We start from the raw sequence: 19,061 nt of genomic DNA, 5'->3' as shown, positions 1-19,061 counted from the left end.
GAAAAGTAGGTTAATTATTATATCCTACTTAGAATGACGAATCGATCATTCCTAACTAGTTATTCGTTACGCTGTTGTCCAATAGTAAAGAGCAAAAAATTTGTCTTCGCACTCCATCACGATTCTTATATCATTCCAATCTGGTTCATATGCGTATGAGTATCTTAATGGATTATCAGGAAAGACAAAAGGAGAAATGGTATCTGAAAAACGAGATTTTAGTTCTAAAAAATCCTTGTTAGGCATGTTTTGCAGTGTTTTTTGTTTTGCCTTTATTTTATTCTCTAATTCATGAGCAGGTAAGTCTTCAACGTTTTTCCCCTTATACCAATAAATATGTGCATTACTGCGTTCGATAAATTCACATTTCGCGGCAAAGTCTTCTAGAGAATAAATATCAGTATAGGATCTCTCTTTTTTCGTATGTTCAAACACATATATGCATTCTTCTGCAGAGTCCCATAACTCATCATCTGTTAATACGAAATATTTCATCAAAAAACTCCCTTTCATTCTATTTTTCTATCTCTGTTAAAGGAAAAAGGCATGTAAAATCGAATAAAGTATAAGTTTACCATAAAAGGAGTGATCCATTTGAAGCAAACGTTACTTATTATTGATGCCCAGCAGGAGCTTATGGAAGGAAATGAGCACGAAGAGGGCGTTTATCAAAAAGACGTACTAATCCATACGATTAATGCAGTTATTGAAAAAGCATTAGCCAAAGAAATTGACATTGTATTCGTTCGAGACGTTGATGTTGCAGAAGGAAAAGGACCTGGCTTTCATATTCATGAAAACATTCATGTCCCTACGTCGGCCACTATCTTTAATAAAGCCGCCACAAATTCATTTTACGGCACGCCGCTTCTTGAACACCTTACAGAAAGAAACGTTGAGCACCTTGTGATCATGGGGTGTAAAACCGAACATTGCATTGATACAGCTGTTAGAACCGCAACGGTAAACGGATTTGACGTCACGCTCATTGAAGACGGTCATTCGACGTGTAATTCTACCGTACTACAAGCAGAACAAATTATTGCTCACCACAACAAAGTGCTTCACGGTCATTACAACGTGGATCACTTTTCAATGGTGCGAAAAGGAGAAGAATCGGTCTTTGAACCGCTTCACTATCAGCATCGATAAAAACAGGACGGCTCTCATAAAGATGAGAGTCGTCCTGTTTTTTGATTATCCGTGAAAACCTCTTGTATGTAAAGTTAACTTGACTTTTAAAACCTTTATCATGTAAAGTATACTTAACGTAAAGCAAACTTTACAAAGGATGAAGAATTTGAAAAATAATATTAAGCAACTGCGCTCCGTGCATCATTTCACACAGGATGAATTAGCAGAAAAACTGGAAGTTTCCAGACAGACGATTATTTCACTTGAAAAGGGCCGTTATAATCCCTCGATTACATTAGCTTTTAAGCTAGGACGAGTCTTTAATTGTCACATTGAGGATATTTTTATTTATGAGGAGGAGTCAGAGTGAAACAAGCAAAACATAACCAGCGTACATATTTCATCATTGGCGTTCTTTTAACGGGAATCGGGATTTACGTAAATAGCGATGCATTCTTAAACAACCGATTCCCTGATGCCATTATGTTATTAGCCTTAGGAATCAGTCAGCTGTTTCTTTCTTATTTATCACCACATCTATTTCCAAAAGACGAACGCGCCAAGGCTATTATGGGAAAAGCAATGACGGTAAATTATTTTGTTTTATTCGGAGCCATGCTGTTTCTTTTCTTATTAACGGGAGCATCGGGACCTTTTACACTCAATTCCACTCAAGTACTTCAAGTATTGTTTTGTATCATGGTAATTGCCATTCCGGGAACAATGGTAATTTATTCAAAACGGCTCTAAGATAACGAAGGGCGCTGCTGAAAAATAAGTAGCGCCCTTCTTATTTCCTTCACATCCGTGTTCCAGACTGCCGTTCATAATTTCGCAGTAGCATGCTTTTGCCGTTCATCATGCCAAACTGTTTGTAAAATGGAACAAGATCATCGTCACAGCATAGGTCAATCATGTATAAGTGTGAAAGGCGATCAAACATTTTCCGTACTAGCTCTTTGCCGATTCCGTTCTTTTTATAAGCGGGCAGTACTTCAAGAAGGGGAATATAGGCTGATAATACGCCGTCACTCAAAGCTGTAATAAAGCCTACTACCTGTCCGGTGGTTTCATCAATGCCCAGTACAACATCACTGCTATTTTTCAATAAACGTAGATGCGTTTCCGTACTCGGAGGATTTGGCCAATCGACAAAAAATCCTGTCAGCATATCCGCCGTTATGTGTTCTAAAGAATGAGTATAAATCATTGTTCATCAGCTCCTAATCGTTTCATTCATTTAATAGGAAAAGCCGATCAACATCAAAAATACAATAGCAAATTTCTTACCCCCTAGCTAGATTGCGTAATCCATCGTTAACTCATGAATCACTTGCTGCATCGCACGCTGCGTCGTTTTTAACACGCTCTCCTGTTCAATTACAACGGTTTTATCACCATAAAAATCAGCAAATGATTGCTCTTTATAACGAGGAACGGCGTGCATATGATAGTGCGTGAGTTCATTAAAAATACCCCCGTTTTGAGCAAAGGTGATACCATCTGGATTAAACAGACGCTTCAATGCTTTTGATAAAAGACGAGATGCCTTCATAAAGGCAAGGGACGTCTGATCGTTCAGTTCATCTACGTCGTGAATATGCTGCTTGGGCAAAATTAGCACGTGTCCTTCGTTAAATGGATCGTGATCCAAAATGCAACAAACATGCTCATCTTCAAATACAACGTAGACAGGCAGTTCCTTATTTGCGAGCTGACAGCCAAGACAGGGCATAGAGTGATCATCCTTTCATTTCACCGTAAGAGTATGTGTACGGTCGTCATATATTCCGGTGATGACACCAATACCATCGAGCGTAAACGTATTCTCATTGTGTATAATAGGGCGCTGATCTAAAACAAAATGTAAAGCGACTATTTTGCTTTGATTGTCTGCATATTCGACCAGCACAGGTTGTTGAAATAAGACTATGTCATCATTCATCTCAACTTTCAAAAAGGTTTTATGAAGACGTCTGTTAGCACTTATCACTACGTTCATCGGATCAAATCCTTTTATCTTCGTTATCCCTTTAATCAAAATGTGGTAGCCGGACTGTTTCAAAAAAGAGTCAATCTCAGCAATTTGAGTCTGGTGAGCTTCAGCAATATACGACTCTACCTCTGTATCAGTAGGAATAGAGGGAAGTTTCGGCACATTGTAATGAAAAGCTACCTTCAACAAATCGTACACGGTTTGGTTGGAAGTAAAAAATGTTTCTTTCCAAGACGGAGCAAACTCATCTAATAACAAACAAATCGCAAGTCCAGAGCTGTAGCAACTTCCTCTTAGCCGGTGAATAGAATTCTTTTTATCTAACAGCTGCTCGCTATATTTCTTCACAATCGACTCATAGGAACATGCGCTTTGATGAGCGTAGGCTTTTAGCTCCACATACCACGCGGGTCCCTCGATTGTTTCAATTTTCAGCTCATAATCTAAAAAATCTCCAACAACAGTCCGTCTATGTTCACGAAGCGAAAAAAACGTTTGTAATCTAGCTCGTTTTTCCTCCGGATTTCTTTCAAAAAGAGCATCATGCAAGGCCATACGCTCAAGCTGACGAATTTGCGCATTTTCACCGTTCAGTGGATAGGTCATACCTTGAACTTCGTCTGGAAATCGATGTTCGGATGTACTGATACGCATGAAAGGACTCATGCATCACCATGGAATAAAGGCTTTGAAACCTTTCATACCGATCCATGTGAACAATGGCAGTAGGAACACCCTCATATAAAATTAACGTATCACCCATAAATTCCTTTGTAGTCGGAAAGGAAACAAAATCGACTTCTTTCTGAACAAGAGGATGGTTAAAAAGATAGACAGTATCGTCATCATATAGGGCATAAGCTGCTAGTGAAAACCGTGGCCAGTAACTCTCAGCAATGTGAGAAAGGTTCATCTGAAGCATATCTTTTATTAATGTCCGCAGGATTAAACACCTCTCTTGTGTTTTATACAAATTATACCATATTAATTTTACAAAAAATTAAATTTAAGAGAAAATAAGAAATCGATTCCCTTTCAAAATATGTCTATTATTACTATTTTCAAATAGTCACTTTGTTACTAAAGTAGGGATCAAGGAACAAAGAAATTACTGAGATTCTTCGTCTCTATCAATCTCTTACAATAAGAAAAAAATAAAAGGATGATCTATACTTATTTTCATTTATTTGGTAAAATGCAGATAAGAGATGGAGCGAGAGGGGAAATGACGCCAATGTGGAAGACCTTGAAATGATTATGTAATTAGATAAAGACAAGCTACGTCTGATATAGAAGGGACGTTTATTTGTCGATCTAACAATCATTCAAGGGATACATGGTGTGGACAATTCAATCCCCATTACCAAGCGGATACCTTTGTGGATCTCGCTTTTTTTATGGAGAAAAAGACATCTCTATTGACACAGTCATCGCATCCCTTCACAGGGGGAATTTTAATGAATAAGCAGGAACACGAAGAAAAATTAGCCGGCGGGAACGTGTCAAGCGTCTACCGCTCAGGAGATACGGTGCGCCGAGAGCAAAAGCCAAACAGCAAAAGGGTTCATGAGCTTTTACAGCATCTTGAGCGAAAAAACTACATGCATGCTCCAAAGTTTTTAGGCATTGATGACCAAAATCGAGAAGTGCTGTCGTTTATTAAGGGAGAAGCGGGCAATTATCCGCTAAAATCTTATATGTGGTCAAACGAAGCGCTGAAAGAAGTTGCCAACATGCTTCGCCTTTATCATGATGCGGTAAGTGACTTTCCTGTTTCAGATGATTGGCAGCCAATGGACAATGCGCCGCAGAGCGCAGAGGTAATTTGTCACAATGACTTTGCGGTTTATAACCTTATTTTTGACGGTCAGCTACCAGTTGGCGTAATCGATTTTGATCTTATCGCGCCTGGGCCAAGATTATGGGATATTGCCTATACGCTCTATACGTGTGTGCCACTCAGCAGGCATTACCATACGGAGGAAGGAAAAGAAGTTCGCTACGATCCAATGATGGATGCAAAAGAAAAGAAAGAACGAGTGGACTTATTTTTTGATGCGTATGGTATAGAAGGGCTGAAAGAAGATTATTTAGACATGGTCATGCTGCGCTTAGAAGGACTGTGCCAATACATGAAGCGAAAAGCTGCTGAAGGAGATCCCGCTTTTCAAAAGATGGTTGATGAAGGGCACTATGAGCATTATCAAACAGACATTGAATTCATTCGAGAACATGGAAACGAGTGGATATAAGCTAAAATGAGTGCAGACCTTACAAAACGATTGGTGTTTTGTAAGGTCTTTTTCGTTTCTAGCATTCGTTTTAGCATATAATCGTATAATCCTTCATAATCTCCACAACTTCAATCTTACCGTCAATTAATAGCTCAGGTAATTCACTGTGACGATTTCCTTTCCAATATTCTCTTGCCTGTTCCATTTTTTTAGCGAACGATATCCCGTCTTCTTTTGGCAGAGAGCTCCCATCCCCCTTCCTCCCAATGATGGTTATTAACATTATCCAGATTATAAAAAAACAAAATCACATGTATGGATAAAAAGAAGACACCAAAGCACGAGAAACGGTTTTGTGTCTCTAATTAGTTATTTTAAATAACCAACATTTACGAAAAGTCTGAGAGGTAGGTAGAGGAATATTGAATGTCATTTACTCTAAATATTCTTTATTAAAAGGATTTGGAAATTCATTTACTTTGTTGGTAAAATTATTTTTCAGTCAAAGTAATTGATTATTTTATTTATCCGAGTTACTATTAGTAACAAGATGTTCAATAAACACTTCAAACATCTTCTCAAATTTTAAAAAACATTGAGAACGAATATAAAACGCATCAGGAGGAATTTCATTATGTATACAGATTTAAAAGGAAAAGTTGTCGTAATTACTGGAGGATCAACAGGTCTTGGCCGTGCGATGGCTGTACGCTTCGGTAAAGAGCAAGCGAAAGTAGTCGTAAACTACCGTAGCAACGTACAAGAAGCAATGGCAACAAAAGCAGAAGTAGAAGAAGCAGGCGGACAAGCAGTTGTCGTACGTGGTGATGTAACAGTCGAAAAAGACGTTATTAACCTTGTAAAAACAGCGGTTGAAGAGTTTGGTACATTAGACGTTATGATCAACAACGCTGGTGTTGAAAACCCAGTTCCTTCTCATGAATTAACATTAGAAAACTGGAACCAAGTAATCGAAACAAACCTTACAGGGGCTTTCTTAGGTAGCCGTGAAGCACTTAAATATTTCGTTGAAAATGATATCAAAGGAAACGTTATTAACATGTCTAGCGTACATGAAATGATTCCTTGGCCATTATTTGTTCACTATGCAGCAAGTAAAGGCGGCATGAAGTTAATGACTGAAACATTAGCACTTGAATATGCACCAAAAGGAATTCGTGTGAACAACATTGGACCTGGTGCAATTAATACACCAATCAATGCTGAAAAATTCGCAGATCCTGTACAACGTGCAGACGTTGAAAGCATGATTCCAATGGGTTACATCGGTGAACCAGAAGAAATCGCTTCTGTTGCGGCTTTCCTAGCATCTTCTGAAGCCAGCTACATCACTGGTATCACACTATTCGCTGATGGAGCAATGACTAAATATCCTTCTTTCCAAGCAGGAAGAGGTTAATAGAAGAGGAGAAGCACCGTCACTGTACGGTGCTTTTTTTATTGAATGCCCCAATTGCTTCTTAATTCCTTCGTGTCACCGGTAAATGTGAAAAAACATGATCGATTTTCATCATCGAAGAGTAATACATAAGGATCTTCGCTTGGAGGAAAAATAAAGATAACTTCGTCAACAAGTCCATGAAACCACTGGTTCTGAACGAGTAGAGGAGGAGATACAGGAACACGTACCATTGACCCTCTTGTAGGAATCGCCCTAAATTTTTTATACACCCCGGTTATATGCGTAAGGGAAAATGTAATGTCCTTCTGTACGTTAGCATCTAACGGTACATGTCGAATGATCTTGTTTTGTTCAATATCAAAAATATCCGCATTCGTCTGCGATTGGGCTGTTGCATGTACGGGGACAAAAAGCTGACATAGCAACAAGACAATTAAAAATGGTTTTATCATAAAACACCTCGCTACTAGCGTCCCCAATTTTTTAATCTGTATCGCCAACATTTCATTTTGGTATATAATGGTATAAAAGAAAAAAGGAGAACAGCAGATGAGAGATATTCTTCTCTACCTTATTTCACCGCTTTTAGCTTTCGTTGGTGGCTTTTGTACGTACGTCGTCATATTAAAGGTTGTGTATGACGAAACGCTAGTCGATGGGACAGCTGTTTTAATCTGGGGGAGTCTGATCTTTTTAGCGATCTGTATGCCTTTATATACGGTCATCATTTACGCAATCGATAAGCGATTTACCTCCTATAAAGGCCTTCTCTATCCACTTGGATGTATGCTGCTCTTTGCCGTCCCGACCGCTGCAATTATGCTCATCTGGGGTGACATGAATCCATTCCTCTCTGAAGCGCTGCTTTTTCATTCCTTTTTTATCATGTCTGGACTCATCTTTGGCCTATGTCATTGGGTGATTAAAAAAATGCCCCCGTTTTCAGATTCATCACCCACATACAAATCATAGACTTCGTCACTGTTCGTTAAATAAGTCGATCGAACTATTTCCTTTTTCATCATTTACTCTTAAAATTTTCCTGTTACAGTTTGAAGATAGGGAGCTAGTCGCGCATGAATATGTCTATAAAGAAAAAGAAGCGATGGTATCATCACGTAGGGCGCTTCTTTTTCGAGGTTGTTATTGAAGGGATTTTTGAACTTATTTTAAATCTTATTTTTTTCATTTTTCGGCTCCTATTTCGGTTTTTATTTCGTTTCATTGCCGGATTGTTTCATCATTCGTAAGCAGGGGAGACATCCCCTGTTTTTTTATATGAATGGATCGATTACCCATGCATTCATTACGGAAAATAGAGGAGTTGAGATCGTCGCTTGAGGTCTAACTCTATTCGGTAGATAGAAGAAGATAATCGTCGTACGATCCCTGATAAATACTACCTTAAAAATAGCCACTTTTTCTTCAACCATTGTTCGAATGATTTACTAATCTCGTCATACTGCTTATAATGATGCAGATGTTGTTATTGGAAAAGTAAGGGAATATCCAATACACTAACAAAACAAGTATTGAACAGGAGTGACAACATATGAAGATCAAAGACATACTACATGTATTACCTACAGCTAAAATAGAAGGCGATCACAACATCGTCATTACGGGGCTACAAATGGACTCACGAAAAGTAGAAGAAGGAAACGCGTTTATTTGTGTACGTGGAATTGATGGCTTTTTACAAGACCGCCATGTTTTTGCAAAGGACGCGGTGCGAAACGGGGCGTCTGCTGTCGTCGTTGAACAAGATGTAGAGGTAGACGTACCCAAAATCTTTGTAAAAGACGCGCGTCATGCGATGGCCGTCCTATCTTCTTATTTTTATCAACACCCGTCACAGGAATTGAATTTAATTGGAATTACTGGTACGAACGGAAAAACCACGACGGCATTTATTACGGAAAAAATCTTTTCGGACTATGGACTGAAGACAGGGCTGATGGGAAACAACGGCATTAAAATTGATGGCAACATGCATCCAACCGATATTAACACACAGGAGCCACCAGTGTTACAACGAAATCTTCGTACAATGCGTGACCATCACACCGATTATTGCATCATGGAAGTTACCTCGCAAGGCTTAGACATGGGGAGAGTCGTTGGCTGTGACTTTAAAACCGCCATTTTTACCAATCTTACACAAGATCACCTCGACTATCACGGTTCGTTTGAGGAATACCGAAACACAAAGGGGCTCCTTTTTTCAAGGCTTGGAAATACGTTTCATCCTGAAAAACGAAAGCATGCGGTATTAAACCGTGACGACGAAGCGTTTGCTTATTTTGAAGACATCACCGCTGTCGATGTTATTACATATGGAATTAAAAATGAGGAAGCAGACGTTCATGCACGTAACATTCAACTTACCGCAAAAGGAATTTCGTTTCATCTCACTACATATAAAGGAGAGACGGAGATTACACTTCCGTTGATCGGTATGTTTAACGTATATAATGCGCTTGCTGCGATTAGCGCTGCGCTAATTGAAAATATCCCGCTTGAATACATTCAAAAAAGTCTTGCTACGATGCCAAATGTGGGTGGTCGAATGGAGATCATTGATGAAAAACAGCCGTTTTTAGTTGTGGTTGATTATGCTCATACGCCAGATGCTCTTGAAAACGTACTGTCGTCCCTAAAAGAGTTTGCAACAGGAAATATCATTACCGTCTTTGGCTGTGGCGGTGATCGTGATGTGACAAAGCGTCCGCTTATGGGAGAAATTGCGGAGCGATACAGCGATTATGTCATCGTTACATCTGATAATCCTCGATCAGAAGACCCTATTGATATTTTAAAAGATATTGAGAAAAGCTTTTCCACAGAGCAATATGAGCTTGTCGTGCAGCGCGAATTTGCGATTAAAAAAGCCATTAAAGCTGCTGAACCAGGCGATATTGTCTTAATTGCTGGAAAGGGACATGAAACATATCAAATCTTTCATGATCAAACGATTCACTTTGATGATCGAGAAGTTGCAAGAAAAGTTCTTCAACCATAACCATTCAGAAAGTCGGTGAAAAGATGACGCTTCCAGTGGTCTTATTTTTTATTATTCCGATTCTTGGCGTTCTATGGTTTGTTAACTTGACGCTTTTTTTAAAAAAGCTGCATGCAAAGGAAGATACCCATAATACCGTTATGATTGGTGGATTGCTGACGTTTGCTTTTGTATTTTTCGTCGAGTTTGGATTTATTAGCATGTAATGGGAAAGCCGCATCTGCGGCTTTTTTGTTTTTTACTATTTTAGTAAAATAATGTAAAAATGATTTTTATATGATAAAGTAGTAGCGTACGCACTAGCAGGAAGGATGTCAAAAACAAATGAAGCCATATTTTCAGCATTTTATTACATCAGAAGAAGAATTACGTGCACGAATCGGTACGCCGAGTGAACGTGCGTCAAAAAAAGTCATTCATCATTTAGATGAGGGCTGCCAACAATTTATTGCTCATTCACCTTTCTTAACAATTGCGACGGCTAACGATAAGGGAATTTGTGACAGCTCACCAAGAGGCGATATGCCTGGGTTTGTCTACGTATTGGATGAGAATGTGCTTGTTATTCCCGAACGTCCCGGCAACAAGCGCGGTGACTCCATCAAAAATATTTTGACAAACCCACACGTTGGCCTGATCTTCTTCATTCCAGGAATAAGCGAATCGCTACGTGTAAATGGAAAAGCAAGCATTATTTGTGATGAGGACGTTCTTGAAAAAATGAAGGTAAATGACAAGCTACCACTTATGGGAATTGCAGTCGAAGTGGAGGAGTGCTTCATGCACTGCGGCAAGGCATTAAAACGGTCAAATTTATGGGAGCCTTCAACATGGTTACGCGAAGAGGAACAGCCGAATACTGCTCAAATTTTATCTACCCATGTTAAAATCCCCGAAATGACACCGGAACGACTCAAAGCAGATTTTGAAGAAGGATACAAAACAAAGCTGTACTAAAAACCAGCCTTATGGTTTATGCATCTTGTGTCAGTCAGCTTATGAGGAACAGGTGCTTAACGAAGAAGGAGCGAGAACGATGGCAGGATTTACGGTGCGACAAGCACAGCAACCAGATGTGAACAATATTACCATTCTGATGTATGAATACATCGTGGATTTTTATCAATGTCCAAAACCACCTCTTGAGCATGTGCAAGGAATTATCCACACGATGCTCCGTCAACAAGAGGGCATTCAATTTGTTGCCGAAGAGCATGGTCACTTAATCGGTTTTGCGACGCTCTATTTTACATATAGCACAACGAGTGCGCAAAAAATTACGGTTATGAATGATCTTTACCTAGTCGAAGAGGCACGCGGAGGCGGAGCTGCCACTGCACTATTTAAAGCATGTCATGAATATAGCTTACAAAACGGCTTTGTGCGCATGACGTGGGAAACGGCCAAAGACAACCAGCGGGCACAGCGCTTTTATGAAAAAATGGGCGGGGAAATTGAGAACGTCCTTATTTATTCCCTCTAAAAGATAGAAGGAGGCGAAGGGGATGCTAACGGTATTACTCATCATTGGAGGAATCGGAATAGTTATTTCCGGTCTGTTTATCGGAGCTTGGACAGGTGGGCAGCAGCAACGAGCCAACTTTCACTCTGAAACGAACGCTCATCAAAACTATCGTACAAAAATCGCACTTGTCGCTGGAGGCGTTGGGGTGATCTCATTCGGACTTGCTGGACTAGTGTATTTTCTGTAAGAGACGGAGAACCTTTTCAATAGGAAAAAAAGCTTGGTTTGCTGGTAAACCAGGCTTTTTCCTTGTATTATTTCGTCTGAGATGACTAAAACACGAAGGTCATCTGCACTTCCTCTCCTGTCGCCATTTCTTTTACTATAAGTTGATTTTGCTCGATCTCTTTTTCACCGAGTATGATAACCTTTTTTATGCCTTCTTTGTTTGCACGATTTAACGCTTTTCCCACTTTTTTACCCGTCATCTCAATTTCGACACGGTTTCCTTGTTCGCGGAGCGTTCGTGCCAGAAGAAGCGCTTCTTTTTCTGTTTCAAGGGGAACAATTAGGTAATCAGTCAAGCCTTCGTTTGCTGGTTGTTGATCCATTCGTTCAAGAGCGGCATAAATGACGTCTAGCCCAAAGGAGATTCCAACCGTTGAGAACGTTTCGTTTGTACCAACTAAACCACCAATGGCATTATCATAACGACCGCCGCTTCCAATGCTTGATTTGATCGTTTGGTCAGACAGAAAGATTTCATAAATGGTGCCCGTATAGATTTCCAACCCACGAGCTAAAAACGGGTGAAATACGCATTGATCGCTGACCTCAAGATAGTCTAAGTACGTTTGCAGTTCCTCTAATTCAGCAAGGCCTTCCTGAATTAGTGAGTTGTGTTTGTAGCGCTCAAAAAAGGAGGAACCCTCATACGTCGTTAAAAAGCGCTCAATGCCGTCAATCGCACTTATTGGAACATCCTTGTCCTTTAACTCTTTTATAACGCCCTCAACGCTAATTTTTTCAACCTTATCAAGCGTTAAAATGACATCATTTACGTGTGCGTTGTCTACGGAAAGCACCTCTAATAGCCCCACTAGAAGCTTCCGATTGTTGTATTGAATGATCACGTCCAGATTTAATTCCTTAAACGAATCGAGCGCCATGACCATCAGCTCTGCTTCTGCCATTTGTGACTCTATCCCGACAACGTCTACATCACATTGTGTAAACTCGCGAAATCGGCCCGTTTTTATTGGCCCATCGCGAAACACCTTGCCGATTTCATATCGTTTGAACGGCATTTTAAGACCAGGGTTCATCGCAACCACTTTAGCGAAGGGGATGGTTAAGTCGTAGCGCAAAGCAAGATCACGTTCACCGCGATCTGATAGTGTATACATCTCTTCTAAAATCTCAGCACCGCCGCCATATTTAGATGCCATAAGCTCTGTATAGTTTAAAATAGGGGTTTCAAGCGGAAGACATCCGTACTTCATAAAAACATCTTCAAGCGTTCGTTTGACGCGTTTTCGAATCAATTCTGCCTCTGGTAAAAAGTCCTGTGTTCCTTTTACGTTTTGATAATCCATCTTTTTCATCATAATGCTTCCTCCTCTAACGTTAATAAGTTTGCAAAGACCACCATCAAATAAAAAAACCGCTCTTGATTAAAAATACTTAATCAATGCGGTTTCATGGAAAATAGCCTTGCTATAAAAGATTTTTTAAAAATCTCGTAGCAAAGCTATTTTGTATGATGATGTAGTTGTATGCGAATGTTTACTTGGTCCTCTGTCATGGTCTTCACTCCTAATTTCTACCTACTTTAGCACAACAAGAATATTTTTACAAATACATTTGTGTAACTATTGAAAAAAATATATTTTTCCATTTATAGTAAAATATGGATGACATGTCATCTATATTTTAAGGGGGCATACAATGAAAATTCATGTATTACATACAGGGAGTGTCACAATAGACCAAGCCCTTGCACACCGGGAAGATTCGCTTCATCCTATGCCTTATACAGGGTGGTTTCGCAGCAAAAAGAAACGTATCGAAGTGCCGGTATCCGCTTATTTGATTCAGCACCCAAAAGGGAATATCTTAATTGATACAGGATGGCATGCTGAGATACGCACAAAGCAGAAAAAGCATTTGGGGCGATTCTCTTATTCTATGTTTCAAGGGAAACTACCAAAGGGAGAAGCTGTTCATGAGCAACTTCTTTCTTTACATATACAACCTTCAGATCTTGATCTAGTTATTCTCACTCACCTACATGCTGATCATGTTAGCGGATTGGAACATGTAAAAGAAGCACGTAAAATTTGGACGAGCGATGTGGAATGGAAAGAAGCGCATACAAAATTAGGGTACATTCGGTCGATGTGGAAGGGAATTCCCATTGAACCATTCACATTTACCGATATTCCATTTGGACCAACAAACCGTGGTGTAGACGTGTGGGGGGACGAATCTCTTTATATCGTCCATACGCCTGGACATACGAGAGGGATGGTGTCTATTTTAGCCAAAGTCTCAAACGGGTGGCTGCTTCTTGCAAGCGACGTTGGTTATAGTAGTCGGTCGTTTAAGGAACAGCTTTTACCTGGTTTAACGAGTAATAAAAAAGAAGCGCTTCAATCATTACAATGGGTAGACGACTTTTCGAAGCGCTCTGATTGCATAGGTGTTTTAGCCAACCACGATCCTAGGATTGATCAGAAATTGTTTGTATAAGGGGGGGGAAGACACGATGAGTAAAGAAGCAGAAGCTTTTCGTTATTTCATTTTAGCTGCACAAAGAAGCGGACAAAAGCTTTTCAAACGTCTTCTTCAACCAGAAGACATTACGCCATCACAAGCAGAGGTCATCAGCATTTTAGCACGTAATCAAAGGATTACATTAAAAGAACTAGGAAACCTTCTTATCTGTGAAGACGGAAGCCCGTCACGATTGATTAACCGAATGGTGAAGGAGGAATTGATTTCACGCACACCTAATGATGACGACGGTCGATCAGTCAAGTTAGCGCTCACTGCGAAAGGAATGGAAAAGCATTTGCACATTCAACGCGCAGAACAAGAGCTGTACAACATGCTAGAAGAATTGTATTCGCCTTCCGTTCTACATGAAATGAATGATAGGCTAGAGAAGCTTTTACAGGAAACACCTGACTATCTTGCACTCCAAAAACGTGGATTTGTACAAAAATAACCACGTAAAAAGCTTCGTGCCTAAGCGCACGAAGCTTTTTACGTTTCTTTTGTCTGCACGATCGGAACATCTAATTTTCGGTTCCACGCAATTGCAATAAGATTCACAAACAGGAACGTCATCGTAATGAAAAACACGTCCTGAATGCTGTAAGCAGCTGCCACGGTACTTCCGATGAGCGGTCCTAGCAAATTACCAAGAAAACGTGCAGAGGAGTTAATCCCAAATGCCGTCCCTTGGAGATTTTTCGGAGCCAGCTTTTTAACTAAAACATTCAGTGAGGGCATCATGCCGCCAATAAACAACCCGAGAAAGAATCGACCCACGAGCAAGACGGTAATACTTGTAGCGAATACCTGCGGTAAGAACGCAAGGATCGACATAATCAGGGAGAGAATTAAGATTTTCCGCTGACCAATTTTATCACCCAGTCTGCCTAAGAGAGGTGAACCAATTAGGTTAGCAATTCCCGTCACAGCGCTCACAAGACCGACAATCAGCGCTAGGTGGCTACCTGTATAGAGTGTTTTTGTATAGAGCGTAATAAGGGGCTGTATGCTCATCATCGCAATTTGTGTAATCGTTGCGGCGATGAATACCGGTAAAAGAGGGCGCAGTGCCTTCCAGTCTCCCTTTTGCTTTTTCGCTACCTGCTGACGGCTCGGTTTATCTTCTTTCACAAATAACATGACCACAAGGCCTCCGAGAAGAATGAGCGCTCCTGTCACGAAGAAAACCGCCCTAAATCCGACAATCTCTGATAAAATCCCTCCGAGCAAGGGACCAATTAATGTCCCCACCACTTGACCCGTTTGGAGCGTACCGAGCGCTCGACCAGAGTCTTTATCAGGCGTTACGGATGCTTGAAGCGAAACGGACATGGAAATAAACCCAGAAAATAATCCGTTAATGAGACGGAGAGTGAGCAGTTGACCAGGTCCTGTGACCAGTCCCATTAAAATCGTCACAACGCCCATTCCGATTGAAGATCTTAGAAGCATCACCTTGCGTCCATATTTATCAGCGAGGGATCCCCAAAGCGGCTGAAACAGAAAAGCCGTAATGAACTGAGCAGAGAAAATCCATCCTGTCCACCGAGCAATACTGTCATGATCATGAATTCCTAATTGCTGAATATAGAGGGGTAGAAAGGGGATGATTAGACTCATACCAGCGGCCTGCAGAAAGTTTGCTGGCCATAAAATACGCAATGTTCGTTTCCAATACAACAACAATCACCTTCTTATCAAAAAAGCAGTCGCTTTTTTGTCTTTTTGTATACGAAATTAATAGTTTGATTATCAAAGTTTTAGACGTAGAGAGTCCTTGAGTAGAGACGGGGTGTGTGCTAGATCGAAGTATAAGTACTATCCTTTATCATACTCCTCTTATGTAGGGATTGCAAAGGAATACGAACCGTGAATAGGGAAAGGAATTTCCTCGTAATCTGCCGAATAGTAGACTAACGAATAAAGGAAGGAGAGGGTTTCGATCTTTACGATAAAGAGACTGAGTTCAGACAAAGTACAAGATGCAGCACGTTTCATGGCAAGACTCAATAAGAAAGCGAATACGCATGTTGGTTATTGCGGACAGGATGATCAAGAAGTAGCACATTTTTTACGCCATGAATTGTCAGATGTGCCTTACGATGAAAGCTTTGTTGTCGCATCCCAAAACGGACATATAGCCGGCGTAGCTGGTTTTGATGCTGATCTAGAAAATCAACGTGCAGAAATATGGGGCCCATTTGTTGAGGACCATGATTTAGAGCGAAGTCGAATGCTATGGAATGGACTTCTTTCCATCATGCCAGATGATATTCATACATTTTATCTGTTCCCGAACAAAGAAAACCATACGATGCTACAATTAGCAGAAGAGCTGCACTGTCAACGCATAAGTGATCAGTGCATATTGGGTTATGAAAAACAACAGCTGGCCGTGAACAGTAGCAAACCGCTAGAGCTTCCAATAAGTCTTTATGACGATTTTCAAATCCTTCATGACAATCTATTTCCGTCTTCATATTATGAGGGAAGTGAAATTTTACAAAGAATCAATGAGCATCAAAAAGTGTTCGTTGCAACGGATCAATCAACATTAGCTGGCTACATTTACGTGGAGGTTCAGCCTGATTTTGGTGAAGGAGCAATTGAATTCATCGGGGTTAAAAATGAATACCGTGGAAATAGGTTAGGGATTAAGCTACTGCATGAAGCGCTAAGCTGGATGTTTTCGTTTGATCGGATACAAACAATCGAGCTTTGTGTAAACAGTGAAAATATACGTGCTATTCAATTATATAAACGCGCTGGATTTTTATTAAAACATGAACTGTCTTTTTTTAAAGGAACCCTTAATCGTATATAGTGGACAAAGTCTAGTAGTGAACACATTACTAGACTTTTTTGTGCATGCACGTAAGTAGCTTTTCTCTTATATAAAGATATAAATAAAATCCTTTTATAAAGAAGAATCCTTTTATAGGATCTACAATCTCTTGCCTGCGTAAGGAGGAGAGGGGTTTTAAAAATGAAAAAACAGATACTAATTGAACGTTTCATAAAAAAACCATTTTAAATAGTGTTTGAAGCGATTTGCGCATAAAAAAACAAATGAATATTGAATCATTATTATTGATGTTTATTCAATCCTGATTTTTACCTGATTTTTTAGAGCTGGTTCACTAGAAAGCCCATAATAGTCCACACTATGAACATCGTTCACAATATCAACGATTTTTTGTTTGTTTTTATATGAGTATGCAGAAAATAATTTGTTAATGGTTCAACATATCATCCACACTTCTCACACTTTCCACATCATCCACGTATTCTTTTTTGCTTTTTTATGAGAAACAATAAAAACTGTATGATCATGAGCTATCGTTAAAAGGCAAAAAGGAGTAGGAGAGATAGAAGATGGAGGAGACATGCTTTTTTTGCAACGACAAATAGCTCTACTCTCTTTTTATTTTAAAAAAAGAGTAGAGCTTTGCGTACGGCTGGGCTATGAAAGAAGTCATGATCACGAGAATGACAGCAAAATGTCTTCAAGTTGAACACCAGGTGGAAGTACGGCCATCGTGTCCTGTGAAGGCAAATGCTCGAGCTGATCTAAAAGCCATTTACCAAGCTCATTCGTGACTTGCCATCGTTCCCAATCTGGATTTGCTTCCCACATTTCAAGCGCTTCTTTTTCAAGCGCGGCATAGGCAGCAGGGCACACTTTTTTTCGTGCGGCCGTTTTACGAATTTCCTTCATCATCGGCATGTGGTCAAATTCCTGCACATGCTTATAATCATTTGATGTATAAAGAGCAAGGCGCGTGTAGTAGCGCTGCAAATATGTATATCCCTTTTTAAAGAGCTTACGCAGTGTAGGCGTTGCAAAGTAGCTCATGCGACTTACAAACGCTTCCGTTCGCTGTTCTTTTACTTCACCGTTCATATGAGGAGCAATCCATTGATGAACGCCTTCTGTTCGCGCTAAATTTTCAATCGTCGCCTTCATGCGGCTACGTGAAACGTTTTGGATAAAGTCTGTTAGGGACGTAGGCAAAACGTGCTGTTCACGAATGTACTCTCGAATTTTATGTAGAACATGACGCGAGAGGACTTTGCCCTTTGGTTTCAGCGTGCTGATCAGCTCATTCACGAGCTGTATGTTATTTGTGAAGTGCTCAGTTAACCCTAGTTGTTCTAGCTCATGCTGAATAAACCGTGCAAATCGTGAGAATTTCACGACGGGTTGAATCGGAAAATGATATTTTTGCCCTTTCTTATGTGAAAGAACCCAGCTAGGATGTACAGAGAAATAAGCGACAGAAAGCTTTCGCCCCTCGTATTTGTATGTCAGCTGTTCTTTTGGACGAATAAATAACGGCTTTTCGTTGTATACCGGAATTGTGATTAACTCCTCGATTAAACGTTTTACATCGGATGCTTGATGTTTATGAAGGAATTGTTTCAGTCCTTTGTGCATCATATTATCGTGCTGCTCGTTATCGAACTGGCGGAAGAGAACTTTTTCTTTTCCTGTGCCTGTTTGAAGAAGGGCAGCAAAAAATAACTTCCAATGTGACAGGGTGAGATCCGTAAAGCCTTTTGTAAACACCACTGGAGAAGCAACGATAAAATACGTATCCTCTTCTAAAATTCGAAGCTGAATATCAAAGCGTCCATTCTCTTTTCGATTCGCAAGGGTAATGAGACCAAGCTGCTCAAATTTCTTCAATGAAATGACAAACTCATAAAAGCTGATGGGATCCTCATACCACATACAAAGGGCATCATAAAGAGAAGCATAGTTCACGTTATTAATATCATACGTTGTTGCATGACAAACTGCTTGAAGAAGCATAGCCGCATAAAAGTCCGCACGTACTAAATGATGAAGCTTTCGATAGCGACCTTCCGTTTCAGAAGAGTTTTTCGTAATGGAGAACGATTCACCAGAGTCATAGGAAAGCTCAATATTAAATAAAGCCTTCATAAATCCATAATTGATCGTAATAGGTCCGGTTTTTGTCCATGTTGAAGTCCCTTACGGTTAG

At 40.0% G+C, this 19,061-nt stretch carries 22 protein-coding genes and 1 pseudogene; 14 read left to right on the top strand and 9 right to left on the bottom strand.

The genetic code is table 11. The features are described 5' to 3' along the window. Positions 1-66: 66 nt before the first annotated feature. Positions 67-495, bottom strand: a complete 429-nt coding sequence (locus IE339_RS13395) for a hypothetical protein (RefSeq protein ID WP_242168241.1) — start codon at positions 493-495, stop codon at positions 67-69. Positions 496-594: 99 nt separating this feature from the next. On the opposite strand from IE339_RS13395, the gene IE339_RS13390 reads away from it, so the two are divergent. From IE339_RS13390 to IE339_RS13380, 3 genes are all read left to right on the top strand, one after another. Continuing rightward, positions 595-1,152 (top strand): isochorismatase family protein, encoded by a 558-nt coding sequence (locus IE339_RS13390; RefSeq protein WP_053401968.1) that lies wholly within the window; start codon positions 595-597, stop codon positions 1,150-1,152. Between the two features lie 139 nt (positions 1,153-1,291). Beyond that, positions 1,292-1,504: a helix-turn-helix transcriptional regulator gene (locus IE339_RS13385; RefSeq protein ID WP_431522770.1), complete on the top strand. Its 213-nt coding sequence runs from the start codon at positions 1,292-1,294 to the stop codon at positions 1,502-1,504. Next, the gene (locus IE339_RS13380) at positions 1,501-1,884 is read left to right on the top strand and encodes a hypothetical protein (RefSeq protein WP_242168237.1); all 384 of its coding nucleotides are present in this window, start codon (positions 1,501-1,503) and stop codon (positions 1,882-1,884) included. The genes IE339_RS13385 and IE339_RS13380 overlap by 4 nt, the downstream gene beginning before the upstream one ends. A 49-nt stretch (positions 1,885-1,933) precedes the next feature. On the opposite strand, the gene IE339_RS13375 is transcribed toward IE339_RS13380, so the two are convergent. From IE339_RS13375 to IE339_RS13365, 3 genes are all read right to left on the bottom strand, one after another. Beyond that, a complete protein-coding gene (locus IE339_RS13375; protein ID WP_242168235.1) occupies positions 1,934-2,344 on the bottom strand; it encodes a GNAT family N-acetyltransferase in 411 nt (136 codons plus the stop codon). A gap of 87 nt (positions 2,345-2,431) precedes the next feature. Further along, the gene (locus IE339_RS13370; protein ID WP_242168233.1) at positions 2,432-2,869 is read right to left on the bottom strand and encodes an HIT family protein; all 438 of its coding nucleotides are present in this window, start codon (positions 2,867-2,869) and stop codon (positions 2,432-2,434) included. A gap of 15 nt (positions 2,870-2,884) precedes the next feature. Beyond that, positions 2,885-3,784, bottom strand: coding sequence for a hypothetical protein (locus tag IE339_RS13365; RefSeq protein ID WP_242168231.1), 900 nt, complete (start codon positions 3,782-3,784; stop codon positions 2,885-2,887). 803 nt (positions 3,785-4,587) lie between these two features. Between IE339_RS13365 and IE339_RS13360 the strand changes: the two genes are divergently transcribed. Then, on the top strand, positions 4,588-5,382 hold the full coding sequence (locus tag IE339_RS13360) for a phosphotransferase (protein WP_242168229.1): 795 nt from the start codon (positions 4,588-4,590) through the stop codon (positions 5,380-5,382). 70 nt (positions 5,383-5,452) lie between these two features. On the opposite strand, the pseudogene IE339_RS13355 reads toward IE339_RS13360, so the two are convergent. Beyond that, positions 5,453-5,635, bottom strand: a pseudogene (locus tag IE339_RS13355) (DUF2441 domain-containing protein); the annotation flags it as partial. 363 nt (positions 5,636-5,998) lie between these two features. Here IE339_RS13355 and gdh point away from each other — a divergent pair. Next, the gene (gdh, locus tag IE339_RS13350) at positions 5,999-6,784 is read left to right on the top strand and encodes a glucose 1-dehydrogenase (RefSeq protein ID WP_242168227.1); all 786 of its coding nucleotides are present in this window, start codon (positions 5,999-6,001) and stop codon (positions 6,782-6,784) included. A 38-nt stretch (positions 6,785-6,822) separates the two neighbouring features. On the opposite strand, the gene IE339_RS13345 is transcribed toward gdh, so the two are convergent. Then, the gene (locus IE339_RS13345) at positions 6,823-7,239 is read right to left on the bottom strand and encodes a hypothetical protein (RefSeq protein WP_242168225.1); all 417 of its coding nucleotides are present in this window, start codon (positions 7,237-7,239) and stop codon (positions 6,823-6,825) included. Positions 7,240-7,336: 97 nt separating this feature from the next. Here IE339_RS13345 and IE339_RS13340 point away from each other — a divergent pair, with 97 nt between their 5' ends. The 6 genes from IE339_RS13340 (at position 7,337) to IE339_RS13315 (ending at position 11,521) form a co-directional block, all read left to right on the top strand. Then, positions 7,337-7,759, top strand: a complete 423-nt coding sequence (locus IE339_RS13340) for a hypothetical protein (RefSeq protein ID WP_242168223.1) — start codon at positions 7,337-7,339, stop codon at positions 7,757-7,759. A gap of 580 nt (positions 7,760-8,339) precedes the next feature. Next, entirely contained in the window at positions 8,340-9,809 is a 1,470-nt protein-coding gene (locus IE339_RS13335) for a UDP-N-acetylmuramoyl-L-alanyl-D-glutamate--2,6-diaminopimelate ligase (protein WP_242168221.1), read from the top strand. Positions 9,810-9,832: 23 nt separating this feature from the next. Next, positions 9,833-10,015 carry a hypothetical protein gene (locus tag IE339_RS13330; RefSeq protein WP_242168218.1) on the top strand — a complete coding sequence of 61 codons (183 nt, stop codon included), beginning with the start codon at positions 9,833-9,835 and terminating at the stop codon, positions 10,013-10,015. A 118-nt stretch (positions 10,016-10,133) separates the two neighbouring features. Next, positions 10,134-10,766, top strand: coding sequence for a pyridoxamine 5'-phosphate oxidase family protein (locus IE339_RS13325; RefSeq protein WP_242168217.1), 633 nt, complete (start codon positions 10,134-10,136; stop codon positions 10,764-10,766). A gap of 79 nt (positions 10,767-10,845) precedes the next feature. Next, the gene (locus tag IE339_RS13320; RefSeq protein WP_242168215.1) at positions 10,846-11,292 is read left to right on the top strand and encodes a GNAT family N-acetyltransferase; all 447 of its coding nucleotides are present in this window, start codon (positions 10,846-10,848) and stop codon (positions 11,290-11,292) included. Positions 11,293-11,314: 22 nt separating this feature from the next. Beyond that, positions 11,315-11,521 (top strand): DUF5316 family protein, encoded by a 207-nt coding sequence (locus IE339_RS13315; RefSeq protein ID WP_242168213.1) that lies wholly within the window; start codon positions 11,315-11,317, stop codon positions 11,519-11,521. A gap of 85 nt (positions 11,522-11,606) precedes the next feature. Here the strand turns inward: IE339_RS13315 and IE339_RS13310 are convergent, their stop codons facing one another. Continuing rightward, positions 11,607-12,878 carry a histidine--tRNA ligase gene (locus IE339_RS13310; protein ID WP_277933973.1) on the bottom strand — a complete coding sequence of 424 codons (1,272 nt, stop codon included), beginning with the start codon at positions 12,876-12,878 and terminating at the stop codon, positions 11,607-11,609. Between the two features lie 343 nt (positions 12,879-13,221). Here IE339_RS13310 and IE339_RS13305 point away from each other — a divergent pair, with 343 nt between their 5' ends. Together IE339_RS13305 and IE339_RS13300 are read left to right on the top strand one after the other, a co-directional pair. Continuing rightward, positions 13,222-14,025, top strand: coding sequence for an N-acyl homoserine lactonase family protein (locus IE339_RS13305; protein ID WP_242168210.1), 804 nt, complete (start codon positions 13,222-13,224; stop codon positions 14,023-14,025). Between the two features lie 16 nt (positions 14,026-14,041). Then, positions 14,042-14,503 (top strand): MarR family winged helix-turn-helix transcriptional regulator, encoded by a 462-nt coding sequence (locus IE339_RS13300; RefSeq protein ID WP_242168208.1) that lies wholly within the window; start codon positions 14,042-14,044, stop codon positions 14,501-14,503. 38 nt (positions 14,504-14,541) lie between these two features. Here the strand turns inward: IE339_RS13300 and IE339_RS13295 are convergent, their stop codons facing one another. Further along, the gene (locus IE339_RS13295) at positions 14,542-15,732 is read right to left on the bottom strand and encodes an MFS transporter (protein WP_053401948.1); all 1,191 of its coding nucleotides are present in this window, start codon (positions 15,730-15,732) and stop codon (positions 14,542-14,544) included. 316 nt (positions 15,733-16,048) lie between these two features. On the opposite strand from IE339_RS13295, the gene IE339_RS13290 reads away from it, so the two are divergent. Beyond that, on the top strand, positions 16,049-16,876 hold the full coding sequence (locus IE339_RS13290) for a GNAT family N-acetyltransferase (protein WP_242168206.1): 828 nt from the start codon (positions 16,049-16,051) through the stop codon (positions 16,874-16,876). Positions 16,877-17,533: 657 nt separating this feature from the next. Here IE339_RS13290 and IE339_RS13285 read toward each other — a convergent pair. Next, positions 17,534-19,000: a hypothetical protein gene (locus IE339_RS13285; RefSeq protein ID WP_242168204.1), complete on the bottom strand. Its 1,467-nt coding sequence runs from the start codon at positions 18,998-19,000 to the stop codon at positions 17,534-17,536. Positions 19,001-19,061 lie beyond the last annotated feature (61 nt).

Source organism: Priestia koreensis, assembly GCF_022646885.1.
GTDB classification, from domain to species: Bacteria; Bacillota; Bacilli; order Bacillales; family Bacillaceae_H; genus Bacillus_AG; species Bacillus_AG koreensis_A.
This window is presented reverse-complemented; position numbering and strand designations above follow the sequence as displayed.